The sequence below is a fragment of the Nesterenkonia lutea genome (assembly GCF_014873955.1).
Lineage (GTDB): Bacteria > Actinomycetota > Actinomycetes > Actinomycetales > Micrococcaceae > Nesterenkonia > Nesterenkonia lutea.
In genome coordinates this window covers 568244-588586 of record NZ_JADBED010000001.1, presented here as the reverse complement: position 1 = coordinate 588586, position 20343 = coordinate 568244, and the positions used below count along the sequence as shown (strand labels likewise).

The 20343-nt window shown below is 60.2% G+C and carries 12 protein-coding genes; 4 read left to right on the top strand and 8 right to left on the bottom strand.

Annotation, left to right across the window (positions count from 1 at the left end; all coding sequences use genetic code 11):
• Window positions 1-225 precede the first annotated feature (225 nt).
• Window positions 226-1959, top strand: a complete 1734-nt coding sequence (locus tag H4W27_RS02725; protein ID WP_192594569.1) for a hypothetical protein — start codon at window positions 226-228, stop codon at window positions 1957-1959.
• A gap of 6 nt (window positions 1960-1965) precedes the next feature.
• Here H4W27_RS02725 and H4W27_RS02720 read toward each other — a convergent pair whose 3' ends face one another.
• The 5 genes from H4W27_RS02720 to H4W27_RS02700 all read right to left on the bottom strand — a co-directional run bounded on the left by H4W27_RS02720 (window position 1966) and on the right by H4W27_RS02700 (window position 13190).
• Entirely contained in the window at window positions 1966-3099 is a 1134-nt protein-coding gene (locus tag H4W27_RS02720) for a hypothetical protein (protein ID WP_192594568.1), read from the bottom strand.
• A gap of 390 nt (window positions 3100-3489) precedes the next feature.
• Window positions 3490-4725, bottom strand: a complete 1236-nt coding sequence (gene wecC / locus H4W27_RS02715; protein ID WP_192594567.1) for a UDP-N-acetyl-D-mannosamine dehydrogenase — start codon at window positions 4723-4725, stop codon at window positions 3490-3492.
• A gap of 278 nt (window positions 4726-5003) precedes the next feature.
• On the bottom strand, window positions 5004-6740 hold the full coding sequence (locus H4W27_RS02710) for a heparinase II/III domain-containing protein (protein WP_192594566.1): 1737 nt from the start codon (window positions 6738-6740) through the stop codon (window positions 5004-5006).
• The gene (locus H4W27_RS02705) at window positions 6733-8904 is read right to left on the bottom strand and encodes a glycosyltransferase (protein WP_192594565.1); all 2172 of its coding nucleotides are present in this window, start codon (window positions 8902-8904) and stop codon (window positions 6733-6735) included. Before H4W27_RS02705 ends, H4W27_RS02710 begins: the two co-directional genes overlap by 8 nt.
• A gap of 188 nt (window positions 8905-9092) precedes the next feature.
• Window positions 9093-13190 carry a glycosyltransferase family 2 protein gene (locus tag H4W27_RS02700; RefSeq protein WP_192594564.1) on the bottom strand — a complete coding sequence of 1366 codons (4098 nt, stop codon included), beginning with the start codon at window positions 13188-13190 and terminating at the stop codon, window positions 9093-9095.
• Between the two features lie 132 nt (window positions 13191-13322).
• Between H4W27_RS02700 and H4W27_RS02695 the strand changes: the two genes are divergently transcribed.
• Entirely contained in the window at window positions 13323-14420 is a 1098-nt protein-coding gene (locus H4W27_RS02695; protein WP_192594563.1) for a hypothetical protein, read from the top strand.
• Between the two features lie 6 nt (window positions 14421-14426).
• On the opposite strand, the gene H4W27_RS02690 is transcribed toward H4W27_RS02695, so the two are convergent.
• Both H4W27_RS02690 and H4W27_RS02685 read right to left on the bottom strand, forming a co-directional pair.
• On the bottom strand, window positions 14427-15983 hold the full coding sequence (locus H4W27_RS02690; protein WP_192594562.1) for an N-acetylneuraminate synthase family protein: 1557 nt from the start codon (window positions 15981-15983) through the stop codon (window positions 14427-14429).
• Complete coding sequence (locus tag H4W27_RS02685; RefSeq protein WP_192594561.1) at window positions 15910-16638, bottom strand: inositol monophosphatase family protein; 729 nt, start codon at window positions 16636-16638, stop codon at window positions 15910-15912. The genes H4W27_RS02690 and H4W27_RS02685 overlap by 74 nt, the downstream gene beginning before the upstream one ends.
• A gap of 115 nt (window positions 16639-16753) precedes the next feature.
• Here H4W27_RS02685 and H4W27_RS02680 point away from each other — a divergent pair, with 115 nt between their 5' ends.
• Window positions 16754-17815, top strand: coding sequence for an ATP-grasp domain-containing protein (locus H4W27_RS02680; RefSeq protein ID WP_192594560.1), 1062 nt, complete (start codon window positions 16754-16756; stop codon window positions 17813-17815).
• 44 nt (window positions 17816-17859) lie between these two features.
• On the opposite strand, the gene H4W27_RS02675 is transcribed toward H4W27_RS02680, so the two are convergent.
• Window positions 17860-18240: a hypothetical protein gene (locus tag H4W27_RS02675; RefSeq protein WP_192594559.1), complete on the bottom strand. Its 381-nt coding sequence runs from the start codon at window positions 18238-18240 to the stop codon at window positions 17860-17862.
• A gap of 672 nt (window positions 18241-18912) precedes the next feature.
• Between H4W27_RS02675 and H4W27_RS02670 the strand changes: the two genes are divergently transcribed.
• The gene (locus H4W27_RS02670; protein ID WP_225938977.1) at window positions 18913-20121 is read left to right on the top strand and encodes a glycosyltransferase; all 1209 of its coding nucleotides are present in this window, start codon (window positions 18913-18915) and stop codon (window positions 20119-20121) included.
• Window positions 20122-20343: the final 222 nt, after the last annotated feature.

Sequence of the window (20343 nt, the reverse complement as noted above, 5' to 3'; positions counted from 1 at the left end):
CACTCTACGCGGTCCAATCGACGGGGAGTCCATTTCACCGGTCGGAGGGCCTCTCCGTGGCCGTCTGGCCCCTGGGCGGCGCGACTACACGTCTCGGACTCCGTAAGCACTGACAAGCATCGTCAGCGCGGGACTCCAGACCAGCAGACACAGCTCATACGGTTTCAACTTCCTCCTCCCTTCAGGGAAGATGATTCGAAAGCGTCAGTTCACAGAGGAGCATCCATGGTTGAATCCGCAGCCCACGAGCCAACCGTGGAGTATATCCCCGCAGATCCTGCGTCCATCGCGACGCAGACAGACTACTCACACCTTCGGTTCAGCCGCGGCTATGTCCTGCATGCATCCGGCATGGAACCTGATGTTCCTGCGTTCTGGAAGACCCTGACATTCGCAGGGATGACCTTCCGATGGGACCCTCGGGTGGGCGCTGCCATGGTTTCGGACGGAGAGACTGAAGTGCTCATATGCGGCCACGGTCTCGATCCCAATCTGGGGACCACGGACCTTGGTGAGATCGCCAGAGGACTGCACTCGGAACTGCAACATTCTCGCCGACGATATCTCAACGTGCTGGAAGAGATGTTCGGCCAGTACGTCGTGATCGATCACCACCAGGGCGCCGTGCGTGCCCAGACTGATGCCATCGCCTCTCGCTCGCTCTTCCATGACAGACCGGGAACAATCATCGCCTCCCATGTGAACCTGGTGGGGCGGACGCTGGACCGAGGACCAAGCATCTACGTCAAGTGGGTCGGACGCACCAACACGAACGACTTTCCTGGGCGGACCACAGAGTTCGACGACGTCTGGCTGTTGACCCCGAATACCGAGCTGACGCTCGGCCGCGGCACCATCCGCCGGATAGGACCACTGCCGTACGAGCCTCTCACCGTCACCGAGGCAGCAAACCAGATGATCCCGATTCTGAAGACGCAGGTGGAGGTACTGAAACGGAGTGGCCGCACCATCGTGGTCTCTGCCAGCGCCGGGGTGGATTCCCGCACCTCGCTGGCAGCATTTGCTCACCCGCGGGACACCGATGACGTCCAGACGTTCACTTACACCAAAGCAGCGGGTTCAGGACGGCAGAGCGCAGAGCTGAACAGAGACAAGCTCGCCGCCCAGATGTCAGCCGACCTCGGACTGACCCACCAGATGTTCGATCTTAATACCGCCGCGCGACCGCCCGCGGCCTTTGTGGACACGCTCAAGGAACTCAGCTCCAGGCGCTCGAACACGGTGATCTCCTGGGTCTACCACTCGCACCTACCCCATGACTCTCTCCATATCCGCGGTCAGATCAACGGTGTAGGCAAATGGCACTTCGCTCAACGGCTGCACTACGCCGAAACCATGGAGATCTCCGCACGACGGATGGCGAGCCTGACTAAACGAGGGAAAGACGTGAAGCTCCCACTGGACGATCCCTGGTGGCAACTCGGGGAACGTGGGTTCCAGGAGTACATCAAGACGACCAAACTCAGATCAGTGCCTGCCGGGTACCGCATGACAGACCTGTTCATCTGGGAGCACCGCGTGGCGAACTGGAACCATGCCCACATCGTGGAATCAGATGTCACCTTTGACACCTACCAGTTGTTTGGTTCGCGAAAAATGATCCGACTCATGCTTTCAGTGCCGGAAATTGATCGTGTTCAGTTGTCCCTCTTTCGAAAGATCATCGAGGACATGGAACCGAGATTGCTGGAGTACCCCCTGAACGGCAAGACTTGGGATCCTGCGACCTACGAGCTTCCCCTCAGTGCCTACCAGCAGGGCTCCTTGGCCCCGACGGCAGACGTCAGCAGTCTGAACCAACGGATCGCAGCCGCCAACGGAAAGCTCAAGTGGCGCCGAGAAGAGATCGCGCGTCTGCGGAAAGAACTTGAGTCTGCTCGTCGTGAGGTGGATCAGCTGCGATCCAAATCTGAGGAACCCAGTCATGACGGGACGTGAGGCACCTCAGGAGTCGAAGCTGAACCCCTGAGCGGCCACGCCCGTCCACGGCCGCCTGCTGTCCTGGTCCACGCCAAGCCGCCTGGCCTCTGAGCGAATGAACTTCCGCGTCCGCTCCTCTGTCCCGAACAGGAGCAACCGTCCTCCGTCACTGCCAGTCTCACAACGTCCAGAGACACCGGCGCGGCGGGCGGCGAGGTGCAACGCACTTTTCTCTGCACCCGAGAATCCGTCCCTGCGGGTCAGGCTGTAGGAAACTCTCACGGGGTACGCGTGAGCTGGAACCTTCTTCACGAGCACCTCGTCCGCCGATGCACTACGCAGGGGTGCGAGAAGCTGCTCGAGGTTCAGCGCAAGCTTCTGCGTGAGAGGTGCGTCGTTCCTCTTGGATGAAGGGAAGAACACGTCCAGGATATCGCGGGGGGCGTCTTGGCCTTCGCCTTCCCACGGGTACATATTGATCTCGATCTCTGGCCTCGAGTTCATCTCAATGACCCTAAAACTGTCCTCCACGGGCGTTCTGTTCTTATCAAAGAGAATGTCCACGCCTGCAATGGCTAGTCCGGGCACCGCGGCCACGGCTTGCACGGCGGCGTCCTTGACGGCGGCCGGCAGCTCATGAGTCTTGTCGATGCTGTCCCCACCCTGGCTCGCGTTGGCTTTGCCACGTAGTGGTACCTCTACACCCGAAGCCGGAGTATGACTCAGACTGAATCCCTGACGTTGGAGGAACTGGTCCACCTCACGGTCCCGTTTGATCAGCTTCTTACACAGGTAGGGGTTTTCTAAGCGGACGGAGTTCTTCATGTCGATCAGTTCTTGAATCGTGCTGACTCCGTCACCGACCACGTTGGCTGGTCGGCGCAGACAAGCCGCAGCGACCCGGTCGCCTACTACTAGGACACGATAGTCTTCGCCCGCGAAATGGCTCTCCAGGACCAGTTTCTCTCCGGGCTTGCAACGCGAAACGAGATACCGGAAGGTATCGACCAGGTCCTCACGTGTACGCAGGTTTGTGAACACGTCACGTCCCATGCTGCCGCGGAGCGGCTTCAGCACCAAGGGGAAGCCTGCTCTGGCAGCACGAGACAGCAGCTCACCTTCTACGCCGGCGTTGAAAGGGTCCAGCACGAAACTCACTGGCACTGGCACCCCCGCCGCGTGGAGACGCGAGTTTGTAGAGTGCTTATTCTGCTCGATCTTGATCGCCGCACGAGTCGTCAGCGACGGACGAGTCTTGTCGAATCGGATTCGAGTAGTTCCGTCGGACAGTTCATATCTCCGCAGTTGGCTGTCGAAGAACCTGACCCTGAGACCCCTGCGCCAGGCTTCCAGCGCAATGGTGTAACCCGCAAGACGAGTCCCGAATGCCTCGCGGACGACATCAGCTTCGAAATGCGACGGCCATGACGACGACAAATGATCTCTCCTATGGTGGGCAGACGTGCGTAGCGCCGCTACTTCAGAGCTCGGCAACGACAACCCCGACCGTACCGCAACGGGACGGACCGAGAATATGCCGCGACAGGGTCAGCGCCAGATGCCCCGAGTGTCGATGACAGTTGCGTCCCCGAGCTGCGTTGACGGTACTGCTTTGAACACGTCGTGATCCACCAGCAGTACGAGCACGTCCGCCTGTTCAAGTGCCTGGTTTAGGTTTGTCAGGCTGACATTGCCGAAGCTCTGCAACGAGCGTGGCAGCTCTCCGACGTGGGGCTCCACGGCGAGGATCTCGGCGTTCGGCGCCCGCTGGGCCAGCTGCTCGGCGATGCGCAGGGCGGGAGATTCACGCAGGTCATCGATGTTGGCCTTGAAGGCGAGTCCCAGCAGCGCGACGGTCGGTGAATCACCCGCGGCCTCCATCGCCTGCTCGATGCGGCCCAGCACCCATTCGGGCTTGGCATCGTTGGTCTGTCGGGCGGTGCGGATCAGGTTGGCCTGCTCCGGGGCGGCGTCGACGATGAACCAGGGATCCACCGCGATGCAGTGTCCGCCCACGCCGGGACCGGGCTGGAGGATGTTCACCCGCGGGTGGTGATTGGCCAGCTCGATGACCTCCCACACGTCAATGCCAAGTTTGTGGCTGATGATGGAGAGCTCGTTGGCGAAGGCGATGTTGACATCTCGGAAGCTGTTCTCGGTGAGCTTGGCCATTTCCGCGGTGCGGGCATCGGTGAGCAGAAACTCGCCCTTGCAGAACGCTGAATAGAGATCCCGGGCCGCTTCGGCTGCTTCGCGGGTCAGTCCACCGATGATCCGGTCATTGGTGATCATCTCTTCCATGATCTTGCCTGGAAGCACCCGTTCGGGGCAGTGCGCGACCAGCAGGTCGGAGTCATCCAGTTCTGGATTCTCTCGAAGAATGACATCGCGCATAAATTCGGTTGCTCCTGGAGGAGACGTGGACTCCAGAATGATGAGCTCCCCGCCTTCGAGCACCTTCGCAACATTCTTGGCGGCTGCCTCGATGTAGGAGAGGTCCGCGGAGTGCGTGTCGGTGAACGGCGTCGGCACAGCGACGATGTAAGCATCTGCCTTTGGCGTAGCGGTCTGGGCACTCAGCTGACCTGAAGCAACTGCGCGTTCGAGCACCTCTCGCAGACCCGGCTCGACGAAGGGAACCTCTCCCCGATTGACTGCGTCCACAGTTCGCTGATCTATGTCTACGCCAACCGTGCTGACGCCGTGGTCGGCAAAAATCGCCGCCGTAGGCAGACCGATGTATCCGAGCCCAACTACCCCGACGACGGGGAAACTAACTACCAAAACCGCACCTGGCCTATCCTCCGCATGACTGATCTGACACAACTACAAGTACCCAGACTATCCTCACATCCCCATGCCGGTCTGTTTGGGCGGTGCCTGCGCGGCACGAGATGCCGGCGGGGCGGGACGCATGCTCTATGTTCATCTTTCAGGCAATCGGAACAGTCGGTTCCGATTCAAAGAGGATGCCCTCGCATCTCGTTTCCCGTGGTCGCTCCCCCGCCCGGCCTAGGTCAATTTGAGGTGCCCCACGATGCGTCGAACGTCTCACAAGAACGTCAGGATTCAGCCGCGTTAAACTCCGTCACGATCGTCGTTTGGTCAACGAAGCTGCCTTTTCCTAGAACGGACCACGCCGGCTCCAGAACCCTGTCCTCGCGCGACCTCCATCCTCGTAGCGGGTTCTCCCTCCCCTTCACCACCTCGAATTCGATAGGTGCCGTTCGCGAACTCATGGTCATTAAGCGTTCACCCTGGTGTCCGAGCTCGATCTCGCCATTTCGTCTGGCCTCAAGGTCCAGGGCGCCGTCGAAGTTCCACGTGATGTTGTACTCGTGCTCTCCACCGTCCTCAGCGTCGACGAGGTCTGTTACAACGAGGCCAGCACGTTCTCCTACGCGGAGCTCGATCGTCCTACGATGACTCCACGCGCCGTGGTCCACAAAAGCTTCCATCACAAAGCGGGAGCCTTCTCGTACGGCGCGACACAGCGCTGAACCGTACGGTGCGCGACGTCGGTCATGATTCTGTCCATCTAGAGCCACAGTGTTGTGTGCGAAGACCGACTCGACGTACTGGCGCTCGACCGAGTCGTAGTAGTAGCCCTCTTTGCGAAGCGGCGAGCTCTTAGGCAGCTGAGGTCCATACCCATACCTTCCTCCGTCCACCAAAACTTCTATTCCCCTGTGCCACCAGACGAGCGACAGATCATCACAATGCTTATGTGCCCTAGAATGGAAACCCGCAGAAAGAGCTAAATAGGAACTGGAATCTAGCTGGTCTACCGAATCAGGCTGGGGAGACCGAATTATCGCGTAACCGGTGTCAGGAAGAACGAATAATTCGTCAGGGTTCGACTCGCCCTGGCGGCCGTTCGTGACGATGAATTTCGTTCTTTCGCTTTTTGCCGTCGACTTTGCACTTGTCACCTTTCGTGCGGGAGAGTCTCCGAACTGCAAAATCTTCCCGTTGGGCTGCACGAACCAGCCCAAAGCCTCCGAAGCCCGCTCCACACGGCGGAGTACATCTGGAGAAGTCACGAAACCTTGGTCTGTAGCTTGTTGGAACGAACCCAGCAACATGCGGTGATAGTCCGGAGAATGTTCCGCATGGCCCCCATCAGGGAGGAACTGTTGTTGAGCCATACCCTCCATACGCTTCATCCCCTGGAGGTGAAGGGAAGTCATGCCGGGAAGGCAGAGCATCGATCGGGCGAGGACGATTTGCCCCATGGCCGCATAGAATCCATGATTATTTCGTGAGACGAAGGACTCATCCGCTTCATGAGTGTCTCGGTGCGAAAGTGCAAGGGCGAAAAGCGGGCGCAACGCTTCGGCTCGGAACCCGGCCCTCGAGGCCAGGACAAGCAGTCCCGCTAATCTGGGCGACCTCAGAGATAACGCCATGTCGTACCATTCCATGAACCCCGGCTCATCGGCTGGCAGAACGGCGTTCGTCCAGGAGACTGCGACGTCGACGGCCCACTCGAGGTAGTGTTGCTGTCCGCTACTCAGATACTCCCTAACGGCTGGATCCAGAAACTCCCAGGTATGTAACTTGAAGTTCCAAGTTCTGTCGTCTGGCGCGACCTCTCGCCACGCGGTCTCTGTAGAGATGGGGACAACATTGAAGTCCTCGAATTTCCAGCCAAAGTCAATCACTTCGCGGACATCCTGGCTGCCAGATTTGAAGTATTGCGTCAGATCGTCGGCAGGCTCGTTCTTTAAAGCAGCCGCCCAGCGCCCCGCGTCGCGAATCGATACGCCCGACAGGTGACAAACGGATTTCTCACGCATTCGCTAATTCCTCATAAATGCGTGAATAAGCAGATGCGTTCGCGGCCCATGAACGGTGCTCCCGAACCCATTTCGCCCCTCGCAATCCGATAGTTTTTCTTAGGTCCGGATTGTCAACTAGGTCGCGAAGAACAATACTTAGATCGAGATCATCGCCGGCTCGGAAGAGTCTCGCGGCACCCCCGCTGTCAGCAGCAATTTCCGCAAGGGCGGACACGTCAGACATTACGACCGCCCGCCCAGTGGCAAAGGCTTCGAACGGCTTCAATGGTGTTACGAGTTCCGTAACCCTCGAGCGTCGACGAGGAACAACGAATATATCAATCGCGCGATAATATTCGGCAACCCGATCATGCGGTATTCGTCCCGTGAAAACGATATTCTCAACGCCTGCGCCTTCGGCGTACTTCTTGAGTTTATTGAGATGCATCCCGTCACCAACAAGCAACAAGCGGACGTTTTCACGATCTCTAGACAGTCTATTGAACCCGTCGATAAGCGTTTCCACACCTTCATACTCAACCATCGAAGAGATGTAACCCACGACTACAGACTCTGCGGGTATTCCCAAGGTCTCGCGAAGACCTGAGTCCTCACCGTGAACGGGGAAGTCTTCACCGTCCACGGCATTGCGGACGAGATGTACCCGATCAGGCGTGATGCTCCCGTCCGGGCTCTCACCTAGGATGAAGTTCTTCATTGTTTCGGCAAGTGTTACGACCCGGTCCGCTCTCTCACGGACTCGCCGCTCGGTATCGCGTCGCAGTTTATACAGGTCAGGCACCCCGTACATGCTGAACACCCGGTCGATGTCTTCCCAGCCCTGGGCCTTTCCCACGCGCGAAATCCACGTCTCTTCCCAGAAACCGCGAGATTCGTATACCACGGGGATACCCGCAGCTGTGCCGATGTGTGTAGCAAGTACTCCATTAGTGAAGTCCGAATGTGCATGAATCACACTGGGACGCACCCGCTTGACCAGCTCAAGAAGCTCGTCAGCGTTGCGCTGCATCCAGGCGCCCTTTAATGTGTCCTGGGTTGGAGCTCCGCCGAACATTACAGTGGGCACGCCATCAACGTCATGCTCGATGGTTTCAGTAAGGCCGCCCTCGTGGTTCCCCGCTACCTGCACGGCAACTACGGACTGAATTCCGGCCCGGCGGAGCGCATCAACGGTGTGCTTGGTGCGAACTGTGTAACCAGTCTGCTTCTCCGGCATTGCTTTCCCCACCATATGGATTACCGGGCCGGATGTGGTATGACAATCACTGTGCTCAAGCTCGGCAAGTTGCGCCCACGGGTCCCTATGAAACTCAAACTCGGACCGCAATTTCGACGCAACGAGAGCGTCTTTTTCATTCTCGCCTCGGCGCTGTAACTGGTCAATGCAAGCTAGCGCGTGAACTATGTACCCAGCTCTCTTGCCGTGCCAGAACAGGACTCGAAGCCGGGTAGTCGGCAGATCTTCGTAGAGATCAAAGTGTTCAACGATGACCTTGGCGTCGAGCATCCGCCTATCGTCGATGAGCGGTCCTGCGACATGAAGGGCGTCTTCCCGGGTCATTAAGGCGTCTAGGGGCACCTTCGCATAGAGCGCTTGGCGTAGGGGCATCAGGACGTTCAGACCGGCGGCAACTGTCCTGCTGGAAGATGGGCCTCGAGTCGTCATCTCAGGAAGTATGTGGAGACCGGGATCTTGGGTATCGCGCATCGGACTGGGATTGAACTCCAGATTCCGGACTGTGAATGAGCCAGAACCAGTCATCCTCAGCGAAACTACGAGCGCCGTGTGCTCGTCTTCAGGCACGTACAGCAGACGTTCGCCATTCTCGACCAGCATGCGAGAGTGTTGTATTCCCTCACGACCATAGGCATGGATAGCCACCTGGACCTTTATGCCACCGGATCTGACGCCGTTCAGATGAACCGAGTACGCTCTGACTGCCCCGACAGGCACTCCCCGCCCATCGCTCAGACGCTTCAGATCTGCGGAAGTCGCATTGAGTATCGCGTGGGACGTATGCTTGTGCGTTTTGTCAATACTCAGTTGGCCAAGGTTGTTGTACCCGACGGAGGTCCCGCGAGAGTTCCCCAAGTACCACTGGTTACCCCAGTTTGCACTTCCAACGAAACCGGGAACGGGGAAATTGAGCGTTTCAGACATGCAGCTGAGGCCTCCTTGAGACGGTCGAGGACGGAGTCAAACGTTTCCCCGTTTCCGCTCCTGCGTGGCCCAACTCATGCGGGAGATCTCGGCACGCAAGCTTGTGCGCGTGACACAAGGACTCCATGTACTCCTTGAGCGGTGTGAAGTCGTACGTCCCGCAGTCGAAGTGCTTCATCGATGTCTTCCTAGCCCTCATTCTGCTTCACCTCTACGCCTAGGTCGGTCAGGCGCCTGAGATACGCCTCCGGAGTACATTCCTGGTCAATGAACCGCACCGCGCGCTGCTGCTGCTCAGCGTAACGTTGCGAATCCCATAGCCCGTTGACGACCTGGTCGACCTGGTTCGGTTCCGAGTAGACCGCAGCATCCTTGAACACTGGCTCGAAGTGCCGTGGTAGTACGCAGACCACCCCGTAGCTCATCGCCTCGAGGATGGCCATTCCGAAAGCTTCGAGCCAACCATCGCTGTGGAAGTACACGAAGAAGTCAAGCTTCTCGGACAGGTACTCTTCCACGCTGATCTCGTTGAAGGCGTATACCTCCCAGGAGGGTGGGTTCCGCGAGAGGAAGCCCCTCTGTACCGGGACCTTCGCTCCACCGAGTATGCAGACATTCGTGGAACCGTCGGAAGGGTAGACCTGTTTGAAGACCCTGCGGTCAGATGGCCACTTCGCTGCATCGTCGCGGGCATGACGTCCAATAGTCGGCCGACCCTCTCGGAATCGGTTCTGTGTCGCCTGATCCTTGAGTTCGATGATGCCCTTCCAGGAGAAGCCGGTCAGATCTGATGCTGGCATCAACGGAGCGATCATGGCGCCGATCTGTTCACTCTGCGGCGCCCAGAGCGGCCGCACACCGAAGAGCCCCTCGATGTTGCGTGTGACAACCCCGATGTCGTAGCTGCGCCGTTCACCGCTCGGTTCGAACGGCGGGTGGTTCGAGACGATGACGGCTTTCTTGGGCTTGAGTCCGGCGGGTACATCCGGCACGACCTGCACGGCAGTCGGCCACCGCACAACGAGGAGGTCGGTCTCAGCCGCGGTTTCCAGGGCGAGGCGATCCACCTGTCCCGTGAGCACCAACTCATCGATCTTGCGGCTGAACTGTCGCTTGGACGCTGAAGGGATGAGTCCGTTCTGGAACGGGATAACCCCAACGCGGAGGCCGGCGTCGAGGCAGACCGAGATCTCGTTGAAGAGCGAGGTGGAGTTGCCGGCGAGAAAGCCGAACTCTGAGGCGAAGACCACGTCATACTGGGCAGGCCCTTCCGAGCGAGCACCCGGCAGGTAAGCCGACGGGGCGACGAAGCGACGTTCCCCGGGAGCTTTCGGCATGTACGGGGACTCATCGGTTTCCCGTATCTCGCGATGCCAGCGTTTATAGCCGCGCAGATAGGCTCGGCGTTCTGGCGCGAGGTATCCCACGCCCATGTCGTCGCGAGTGAGGTTCGCTCCGTCCATCAGCGCGAAGGCCAGGGGCGCCCGCGTGATCGGTTCCACGGTGATCCCGTAGTAATTCTCTATGCGGCTCTTGAACTCCGAGTCCCCGGACTTGCGGACGGTGTCCCAGTAGCCCAGATCCGTCAGCACCGGGTCACGCCGGAACATGAGGGAGGCCATAGAGGGGTAATAGACCCGTCCCGTGGCTGAACGCAGCATGAGACGGAGCTGCTCGTCCACACGGACCCAGTTGGTCATATTCGCTACGCGTTCCGGTACCACCTGGAAGTCACGGACCTGCAGCTCGATCTGCTGAGGATGGTGCCAATCGTCTTTGTCCGCCACGGTGATCAGATCGCCCGTAGCAAGATCCAGCGCCTCGTTGCGCACCGAGTAGGAGCCACGGTTGACCTCATTGAGCACCAGCCGAATGCGGTGATCACGCGCAGCAAGGTCCTGCAGCTGCTGTCGGTATGGAGTGGGATGCCCCTCGGTGTCCTGTACCGGTGAGCAGTCGTCAACCATGATGATCTCGAGCTTGCGCCAGGTCTGCCGCAGGAGAGAGTCCACTGCCGCATTGGTGGCGGCGCTGGGTTCGTAGATCGGCATGATCACGGTTACCAAGGGCGCGTCCGGATCCTCAGCCGCTGGAGGCAGCTCCGTGGTGACGTTATAGAAGCTGATGTGACCGTCCTGCATAGAGATCGGGGCAACCCCGTCTTCGTCGAGCAGCTCATTGAAGCCCGCCAGCCAGGCATCGGAGTAACTCGAGATGCCGGTCACGTGGGGGTTGACCGCGTTGAGCGCCAACAGGTTCTGCGAATAGTCGTGTTCGGCATCGGGATCTTCTGCTGTGAGGACGTGCGCCGACTCCTCGAACTCGCCGCGCCACCGGAGAAGATCGCCGTAGAAGGCGCGATCAGCGCCCGTGATGTCCTCGACCCCGTGCCACGCTTCAATCATGGAGAAGAGAGTCAGCGCGTCCAGCTGGTCCGTTTCATCTCTGGGAGAGGCAAAGAGGAACCGAGCCATGGCCAGCACGCCGGACTTCCAGTGCTCCTCGCTGAGCATGTCCCCGGCTGCGTCCCGAAAGAGGCGCGCGCGGTAGGACTCGAGGACCCCGTGCAGCTGATCGAAGTCGTAGCGGCCCTTTGAAGCGGCGTAGGCCAGCACGTCACGGGCGCCACCGTTGCGGTTGCGGATTGCGTTGGTGGTGAACCATTGGAGGCGACCAGGATTGGCGCGCAGCTCGTGGACCCAGTACCAGATGGCGCCGCGGGCCGGTTCGAGCGTCGCACCGACGCTCTGCTTCTGGGCGGCGATCGCATTCTCCAGCTGCTCCAGACTGATGGCGGCGCGAGAGTGCTTGTACGTTCCGAGGAAGGACTCGACGAAGTTCTTGCGTCCCGCTTCGCGAGCGTTCACGACGAGCTCGAGCGCGTGGGATGAAGTGGAGGCCTGGAGCGCCTGGGCGAGCAGGAAATGGTTCGTCGCGTAAAAGGAACGATCTTCCCAGAGCACCCGTTCCCCGCGGCTGTGAAGAGCCACTAGCCGCAGGTGAGTGTCACGGCGCACCAGGACCGTTGCGGGCAGAGCGAGAGCATAGCCAGCGTGCCGGACGCCATGCTGCAGCTTCGCGTGCTTGTTCTTCAGCGTGGCAGAAGTCCGCTGAACCTCCGTCTCCACCGTCCCGATGATCTCCAGGAGGACCAACTCCACAGGGAAATCAAGTCCAGCGGTGTGGAACGCCCAGCCGGTGAACATGCCGCCATCGAGAACTGTCTCGGAGAGCAGGAACTTCCCTACCGCGTCCGGGACGATGGTCTCGGGGAGCCCGGCTGGCCTGCGGCCGGTGGCGTCTCCCAGGCGGAGGTCGTAGGTGCTGCCGAGCTCCGCGTCCGGAGCGCAGAGCGGAATGGAGCCGGAGAACCTTCCCTCAAGTGGGATCTCACCGGCGTACCGCTGGGTCCCCTCGGCCTCAGGGTCGCCCTCCGGAGGTTCCGTCAGGGCCGTCAAGATCACTTCGGCCTCGCCCAAGCGAAGGACAAGCCGCCGGTGCTGGATCTCTCCCGTCAGGGTGACGGACGCGTAGCATTCCGTCAGCGCGACGTGGGCCACGTTGATTTCGGGACGAACCCGAGCCGCCTTGCGCCAGGTAGACGAAGTATCGGGGGCATCGTGCTGCAGGCGCTGTGCTTCCCGAGCCGCGGCGTCGCTGTATTCTGCGGCGAGCGTGAGCGTCTGGTCCAGTACAGGCACAACCGCACCCGGCTCGCCACCTGCGAAGATCTGAACGCGGTGCTGCTGGCCATCGAAGAAGTCTGAGGGAATCTGCGTGGCATACATATACCCGACGGGAGCGTCGAACTTCAGCGATCCACGCTTCCAGGGGAGAGCGCGCCTGTTGGTCTTCGCCTCGTCGATGACCCTGCCGTCCACCATGACGCGGACGTAGGCCGGCTCGTTCTCGGAACTTGTCCACCCAGCAATCTGGCCGTGCGGTGTCACCATGCATTCGGCACTCAACTCGTCCGCGCCGGTGAGCCTGCAGTCTTTGGTAGTCATCCGCTTCTCGGTGAGGACCTGTCCGGACCCGCGGTGAGTCAGCGTGACGTCGTGCTCCTCGCCGGTCCAGAATCGCGGTGGCAATGTGTCGAGAAAGCCAACATTCCGCGTGCTGAACTCCTCCGGCGAGAGCTCGTCACGAAAGATGTCACAGGTCAGAACGGAGACGGGCTCCCCGTTGACCACAAGATCCAGAACCGCGTTCCCCTGGTCAGACTCGGGGTCATAAACCCAGCCGCTGATTCGATGGGCCTGGTAGTTGACAATCTTGAACTTCATAGACCTGCGATCTCGTGAGGTGCCAGGGTGGCGTGACAGCCACGAATCAGGCTACCAAACGCTCTCTCGACTCCGAGACTGCCCCGAGCGCGCCACGCCACCCGGACGACTCCGCCCGCTATCCTGGGATGCATGTCCTCTCGCGATGCACCGGCAACGCCCGCCAGCTGGTCCACGTCCCCGACCCACCAGTTCATTCAAGAGGTGGTTGAGCCGCAGCGAGAGAACTTCAATACCTACTCTGAGGTCTTGACCACCCGGGGCATCTTGCTCACAGACGCGAAGAAGCGGCGGAAGGTCGCGGCGACGAAACTGTCGCCCCCGGATGCCGTTCCCTCATATCGCCTGACTCACGCGGGCCATCTCATCGGCGGCATCGACGGCAAGTACACGACTGCAGTCAGTCAACAAGCCCGTCTCGCGACGCTGGACCGGGGAACCCTCCGCGAGTATCTGGCTGCCTCACACTTGCCCGTTCGCGCCGCCCAGACCTTCTTGGACTCTCGCCGGGAGGAAGGCCGCCGATTCGCACTGTCTGCTCCGAACGCCGTGTCCCTCAGGCCTGTTTCTCGACGAGCCCGCCCTCCGTTCCCAGTAGAGATTCACGACGTCAACGCCAATTTTTCTTCCGCCTGGGAGAGCATCGTCGCTGCCTGCAACACTCTGCGGACTGTGGAGCGTCAGATCGCGATCGAACATGTCTTGCCAGGCGTCAGCCTGAGGTTCTTCGTCGTCGGTGAGCGCGCCATCGCTGCAGTCGCCCGCGTTCCCTTCTACGTGGTCGGAGACGGCATCTCAAGCACTCGAGAATTGGTCGACGCGGAAATGACTCGACGCGGACGGTGTGCCTACCTCAAGAAGCGCTCCAGACGCCCCGTCGGGTCTCCTTCGACCCCTGGGGACATCGGTGATGACGCGGTTCCCCCGAAGAAGGAACTTGTAGTTCTCGCGCCAGAGACACAACCTGGGACGTTCATCAGCGTCGACGTGCGCGACATCGTTGATGACAGCCTCGTACAGCTCGCGCTCGACGCCATGTGGGCCTTCCCTGGGTTGACGGCTACGGCAGTAGACATCTCTTCACCCTCCATACACGGCCGAGAAGGCGCAACGGTCACCGACGTGAACCCGGGGTCCGATATTTCTGAATTCCTCTACCCGGCATATGGTGCCCCGCGCAAGGTTGGACTAGCCGTTCTCGACCACATGATCGCTGCAGCGGGACGCTAGTCCTGGTCAGTACTTGTGGTGCTCGCTGGCGGTGATCTGTTTCTGCGATGACCCGACGTGCAGCTGTGCTTTGCGGACAGCATCCACGTACTCGACGAAGGCATCTGTCTCCAGGTCCACTGCCACCGCGTCGAAATGGGCCCATTCCGTGTTGCCGAGCTTGACGTGTTTCTCGACCATCCCAGCGCCAGCCGCAACTGCCAACGCTGAGGCCATCCAGCCAAAATCGTGGCTCGAGTAGCCGGGTACGATGCGCGGGCCGCCTACGGCTTCCTGCTGGGCCGCGAGCCTCGCGTAGTGGCGCACGACTCCGATATTGGTGTGTTCATCAGGAGTGGGGTACGCGGAGTTGCAGTGGAGCAGGTAGAGAGTGTCCTGTTTCGTGAAGGTGGCCAGCAGCCAGTCTTCGTACGCCTTGTCGGTCATTCCCGTGGAGATCACCAGAGAACCGGTGTAATTCTGGGCCACGTATTCCAGATACTCCCGCTTCTCCGAGATGGTCGAAGGAAGCTTGATGAGTGGCGCATCGAGCTCCATCATGAACTCAAAGGACGGTTTGTCGAGGACAGACGCGAACCACTTGATGCCAAGTTCCTTCGTCAGCTCGTCGAGGTAGGAGAAGCCATCGGCGTCGAGCTCCAACTGCCGGCGATAGTCACCGAAGGTTGACCCGAACGGTGACTTATACGGCTGCGCAAGCTGTTCCGGCGTGTAGAAGGTGTCAATGTCCCGCTTCTGGACCTTGACCCAGTCAGCACCAGCGGCGTGAGCCGCGCGAACCAGCTTCTCCAGACGCCCGAGATCTCCGAAGTGGTTGGTGGTGATCTCCGCTGTCACCTCAACAACCGGCATCTCCGTCGGTTCCGCGGTTCCTGCTTCGACCGGGGCCGCCTCGGAGACCTCAATGCGGTGCAACTGGTTGAGCTGCTCAACGGTGAGCGCCGAGAAGTCCCGGACACCGACCTGCTGGACGTCGAGATTCGAGTCCTGCAGCGCGTAGAGGGCATTGCGCAGGATGAATTCCTGCATCTGGATGCCGGCACTGCGGGTGCTGCTCAGATCAGGACGGAACTCTGTCGTCGCCTTCTTCGACGTCCCTGTCTCCGGAGTGAAGTCGAAGCCGACCATGTAGACGGTCTGGGTGCGGCCGCGATGGTCGGCGATGGTCCTGGCGAGTTCCAGCGCAGTGAGGAACATCGCCTCTTCGATGGCGATGTCCTCGCGATTCTGGAATCGCAGCATGACCATGTCTTCGGCATCGTTGCTCAACGGCTCGAAGGGAAGGTGGACCACTGTTTTGCCCGGGACTGTGAAGTCCACCGAGGTCACGTATGCCTCGGCGTGGAGGCCACTGTCGATCAGGGAATCCACCACCCACTCCTCGTGAAAGATGGTGACGTCAGTGGGATGGATCCGCTCGGCGTCATTGACGCCGATCACCACGCTGTCGGTGAAGACCCGAGAATCTACATCGTCGGCAGAGGGTCCCTTACCGAGGATGACGATCGTATCGGTGGAGTACCTCGACGCGGTATCGCGTGCCAGGTTCGAGATAGCGTCCATCGTAGGGATGGTCATCGACAATAACCTCACAGTTGTGTTCGAGGGCGAGCTGGAGACCTGCGAGCAGGTCCCAGGAGTATGCACCGACAGGATTGATGAAGCGCGCGAAACGTCCCGTCACCACGCCATACAGATTGTAGACAGCTGCGCCCATCACCCGAGACTGTGGTGTGGCCGCAAGATCTCTGGCGAGGACATCCGTGATCCCGGAGGAGAACGCTGTGACGCGCGAATGCGCGTAGGTCACGTGGTCTCCGGTGATCAGACGGCGACCTAATTCAGGGAGCGCGATCATGCTTCCTACATGGGCACCCTCGTGGAAGATCGAGACGGCAGTCCCCCACTCGGGAAGGGTGGAAGCGAAGTTCTCGGTCCCATCTATGGGATCGACGACGGCGACCCAGCCTGAGGGGACTTCATCCCAGCCGGCGCGATCCTCCTCGCCTACGAACGTGAGCTCCTGAAAGTGGGCACGAAGCAGAACCTCTGCTTCAGTCTGGACCAGCTGATCTGCGGCCGTCACCGGAGTGTCGTCTGCCTTGAGCGTCACATCTGCGCGAAGGGCGTTCAATTTCGGCAACAGCGCGATGAGCAGACCATGAGTCGCTTCGAGAGCGGTTCGTGCCTGCCGGGCCGGGCTGAGAGTTTCGTCCATGACCGCCGAGTCTATCGCCCGACCGTAGGGCCGCGGTGATCCGGGAGGCACGCTATCGCGTATCCGTGTAGGTTTGAGGGAATCTTCGCCAATATACGACCTTTCGGGAAAACCCATGGAACTTGCCCTTGCTTCCCCGGAGTCAGATCTGACCGCGGTCAATGCTCGATTCGTGAAAGACCACCTTGTCTCGCGGTGGAAAGACTTCGAAGACTCTGCGGAGTACGTCCATGCGTCAGAGCGGATACGTCGAGTTGCCGCATCCCGAGGGTTGGAGGTCATCCAGGGACCCGGGGTCTCTCTGTTCCTCCAAGGAGATGAGTGCGTCGGCGGACTGGTCGGAACGCAGCCATCGATATCGACCGGACTGGCCACTAAGATCTGCGCCTCGAAGGGGCTCACCAAAGAGCTTCTGCTTCGAGCCGGCCTGCCCACGCCTGCGTTCCGGCTCATCAGTCGGAACAATATCGAGTCTGCCCGGGAGTACGTGAGGAGTCGACCCAAGGACGCACTGGTGGTCAAGCCCCTCGACGGCAACCAGGGCAAGGGGATCACCACTGGACTACGAACTCCATCGGCACTCGACGCAGCGTGGGAAAGGGCAAAGAACGCCACGAAAGCGGAGATGATCCTCATTGAGGACGAGGTAGCAGGAGTCGACGTTCGCGTATCAGTTGTGAATGGGGTCGCCATTGCAGCTGCTGCGCGAATCCCTCCCTTCGTGGTCGGGAACGGAACCGCTACGTTGGCGGAATTGACTGCCGAGCTGCTCACCGCGCGAACCCGGCATTCCTACTTGCGTCGATTGAAGCTTCTCCCCGACCCAGAATATCTACGCCGAGCCACGGCGAGCCAGGAAACGGTTCTCCTGCCGAATCAGGTGCAGTTCCTCAACGGAACGGCCAACCTCTCCCAAGGGGGTGTTCCCGTGGACATCACTGACACTATTCCCGCGGAGATCCTCCGACTTGCGGAGAGAGTGACGAAAGCCATTCCTGAGCTCGGGTACGCCGGTGTGGATGTCCTCATGCCAGACGTCACGTCCACTGCGGGAGCCATGGTGATCGAAGTCAACACCAGCGCCAACCCGCTGGTTCACGATCTGCCCGTGTTCGGTCAGTGCCGTCATGTCTGTGACGCGATGGTCGGTGAAATCATCCGACGGGCACAACCTTAGACGGGTCGGAGAGCGGCTGGGCATTGTGAGCCACCGCGCGCTGCTCACACCAGCGCGGTGAGGATCGAGGGCCAGCCCCATCCCGACGTGAAGAAGTGGGGCACGAGCACCAGCACCGTGGGGACTACCGAGAACAGCGCCGTGGTCGCCACTGTCGCGAGGACGACTCCCCACCGGACCCGGAGGCCTCCGAAGAGCAGGCCACGGAAGAACGTCTCCTTCCACTTCGGGGTCAGGTCGGCGATGGCGATGAACGCGAGGACCACGAGCATCGGGTTGATCCTGACGACACAGGAGTCCAAAGGAGCTCCCGGCCTAGCCGTTGGCCTGTCGGTGCGCGCGTAGGTCACCAGCTGTGCGGTCAGCACAGCAATGATCACCACCCCCCAGAACAGATGCAGCAGCCGCGCGAAGCCGCCGGCCACCCAGGGACAACCCTGAACGCCGGATCACCAGCCTCAGCGCCGCCAGGAGCAGCACGGCCAGGGGCAGCACAGAGTGGATGATCACCGCCGGCACGATGGCGGGGACCGCCAGCTGATCAGGCCCCTGTGGGATGAACAGCAGCCCGAGCGTCCCGCTGAAGACCACGATGGTGATCCCGATGATGCACGGTGCTCCACAGCGTGAACAGCATCGAGGGTGGCGGTGAGTCGCTCCATGCGAGATCCCCTCAGGGATGGTCACTGACCGATTCTGGGCTCGTTCATACGCATCCACCCTAGGGCGCATCCCGCCAGGCCAGTGAACCTTCGTTGGGGCTCCTGCAACACCTTCCGCGGAAGTTCAGTGCCTAACTAACGTTGCCCAGCGAGGTCCCTTGTAATTATGCAATCTCAGTCTTCAAGCAATGACAGAAAATCGTCAAGTTCCGTGTCAAGAATCAACACGACGGCTCAGGGACCGTGGTCGACATGAGTGTCTTGTCAATGAACACGGGAACGCCTTCGACAGGGTACCGGGCTCCCCTCAACTAGTGGGCTAGTATGCTTCGGGGATAGCTTGGTGCGAAGCTGCCCAAGCCTGGCACCGCAAGAGGGGGCGTCATCCGTATAGCGGCGGTAGTTCACAACGATGTCGAGCACGATGCACGAGTCTTGAAGGGTGCTGCGTCGTTGAGGGCGCAAGGCCATGATGTGCGACTCTTCGGACTCGCTTCGGACAAAACGAAGGAATTTACCCTTTCCAACGGGGTGCCAGTCCATCTTCAACACCGAGATCTCACCGACGCCAAGGCGCGTATTCAGCGCGAGGGGCTGCCCAGGGGTCGGGAGAGCTCCATCTGGACTTCGTTTCGAATCCAAGGGGAGACCCTCTTCGAGAGTGTCGAGGCGACCTTCGACCCGGAGATCGTGCACATTCACGATCACCTGGCCTTCTCCGCGGCAGGGAAGTATAAGGAAGCATTCGGCTGTCCGATCATCTGGGACGCCCACGAGATCTATGAGGATCTTGCGAGCATCGAAGAGGTCCGCGCTACCGTTAACTCACGGATCATCCAGGATAACGTCCAGCATGTTGATGGTTTTATCACGTTGAACCAGAGCATCGCCGACTTCTACCACGCAAGGTACCCAGAACTCCCCAAAGCCGTGTTGTTGCCGAATGCCGTCGAACGTGTGGCACAGACAAGCTACGACGGCCGTCTCCACGAGAAAGCGGGCCTCGCGGCAGATCAGAAGATTCTTCTCTTTCAGGGCGGGTATTCGCCACACCGCGGAATCCCCGCGCTGCTCGAAGCGTCAAAAGAACTCGACGACAGCTGGTCTATGGTCTTCATGGGGTGGGGCAAGCTCGAGGAGGACATCCGAGGGTACGTCGATGCCAAGTCGGACCGTCCCGTGGGCCGTGCCCGCGTCGCGATGGTCCCCGGCACCCCGCACGACGAATTACTGAAGTGGACCGCTGGCGCCACCCTCGGCACGATCCCCTACGAGAACACGGGGCTCAATCACCTGTACTGCTCTCCGAACAAGCTCTGGGAATACCCTTCCGCCGGGGTGCCGATTTTGGCTACCGATATGCCCGAGATGAAGAAGAAGATCGATGAATACGGCATCGGATTGACGGTCGACCGGGCGCTCGACCCGACGGAGATCGCCGTCGCCGTCAACCGGTTGTCGAATTTGGACCTCGGGTTGATGCGGCGGAACTGCGCCACGTATGCGGTCGCAGAGAGCTGGCACAACTATGAGGGCCGCCTGACGGGCCTCCATACCCGTCTGGGCAAGGCCTACGGGAAAGTAAGGACTCCGTGGCCCGAGCAAGCGCGGGACATCATACTTCGACTGTTCAGACGCAAGTGACGTAGATGCCGGGATAGAGTTCGCCCTGGCGGAGGAGTGGGGCCAGCTCTCCACCTAAACCCCAACGTTGTGGACGGGCTGGCCTCTCGAGTGCCACGGTCCGTAAACTCAGCGAGGCGGCAGAGCCTGTTGAGCGGCGTGAATTCAATCAAAGCCTGTGAGATGTGGGAACCGAGCTTCCGGTGGTTCCCCGAGGGTATCGCGACGGTCGAGCACAGCGCT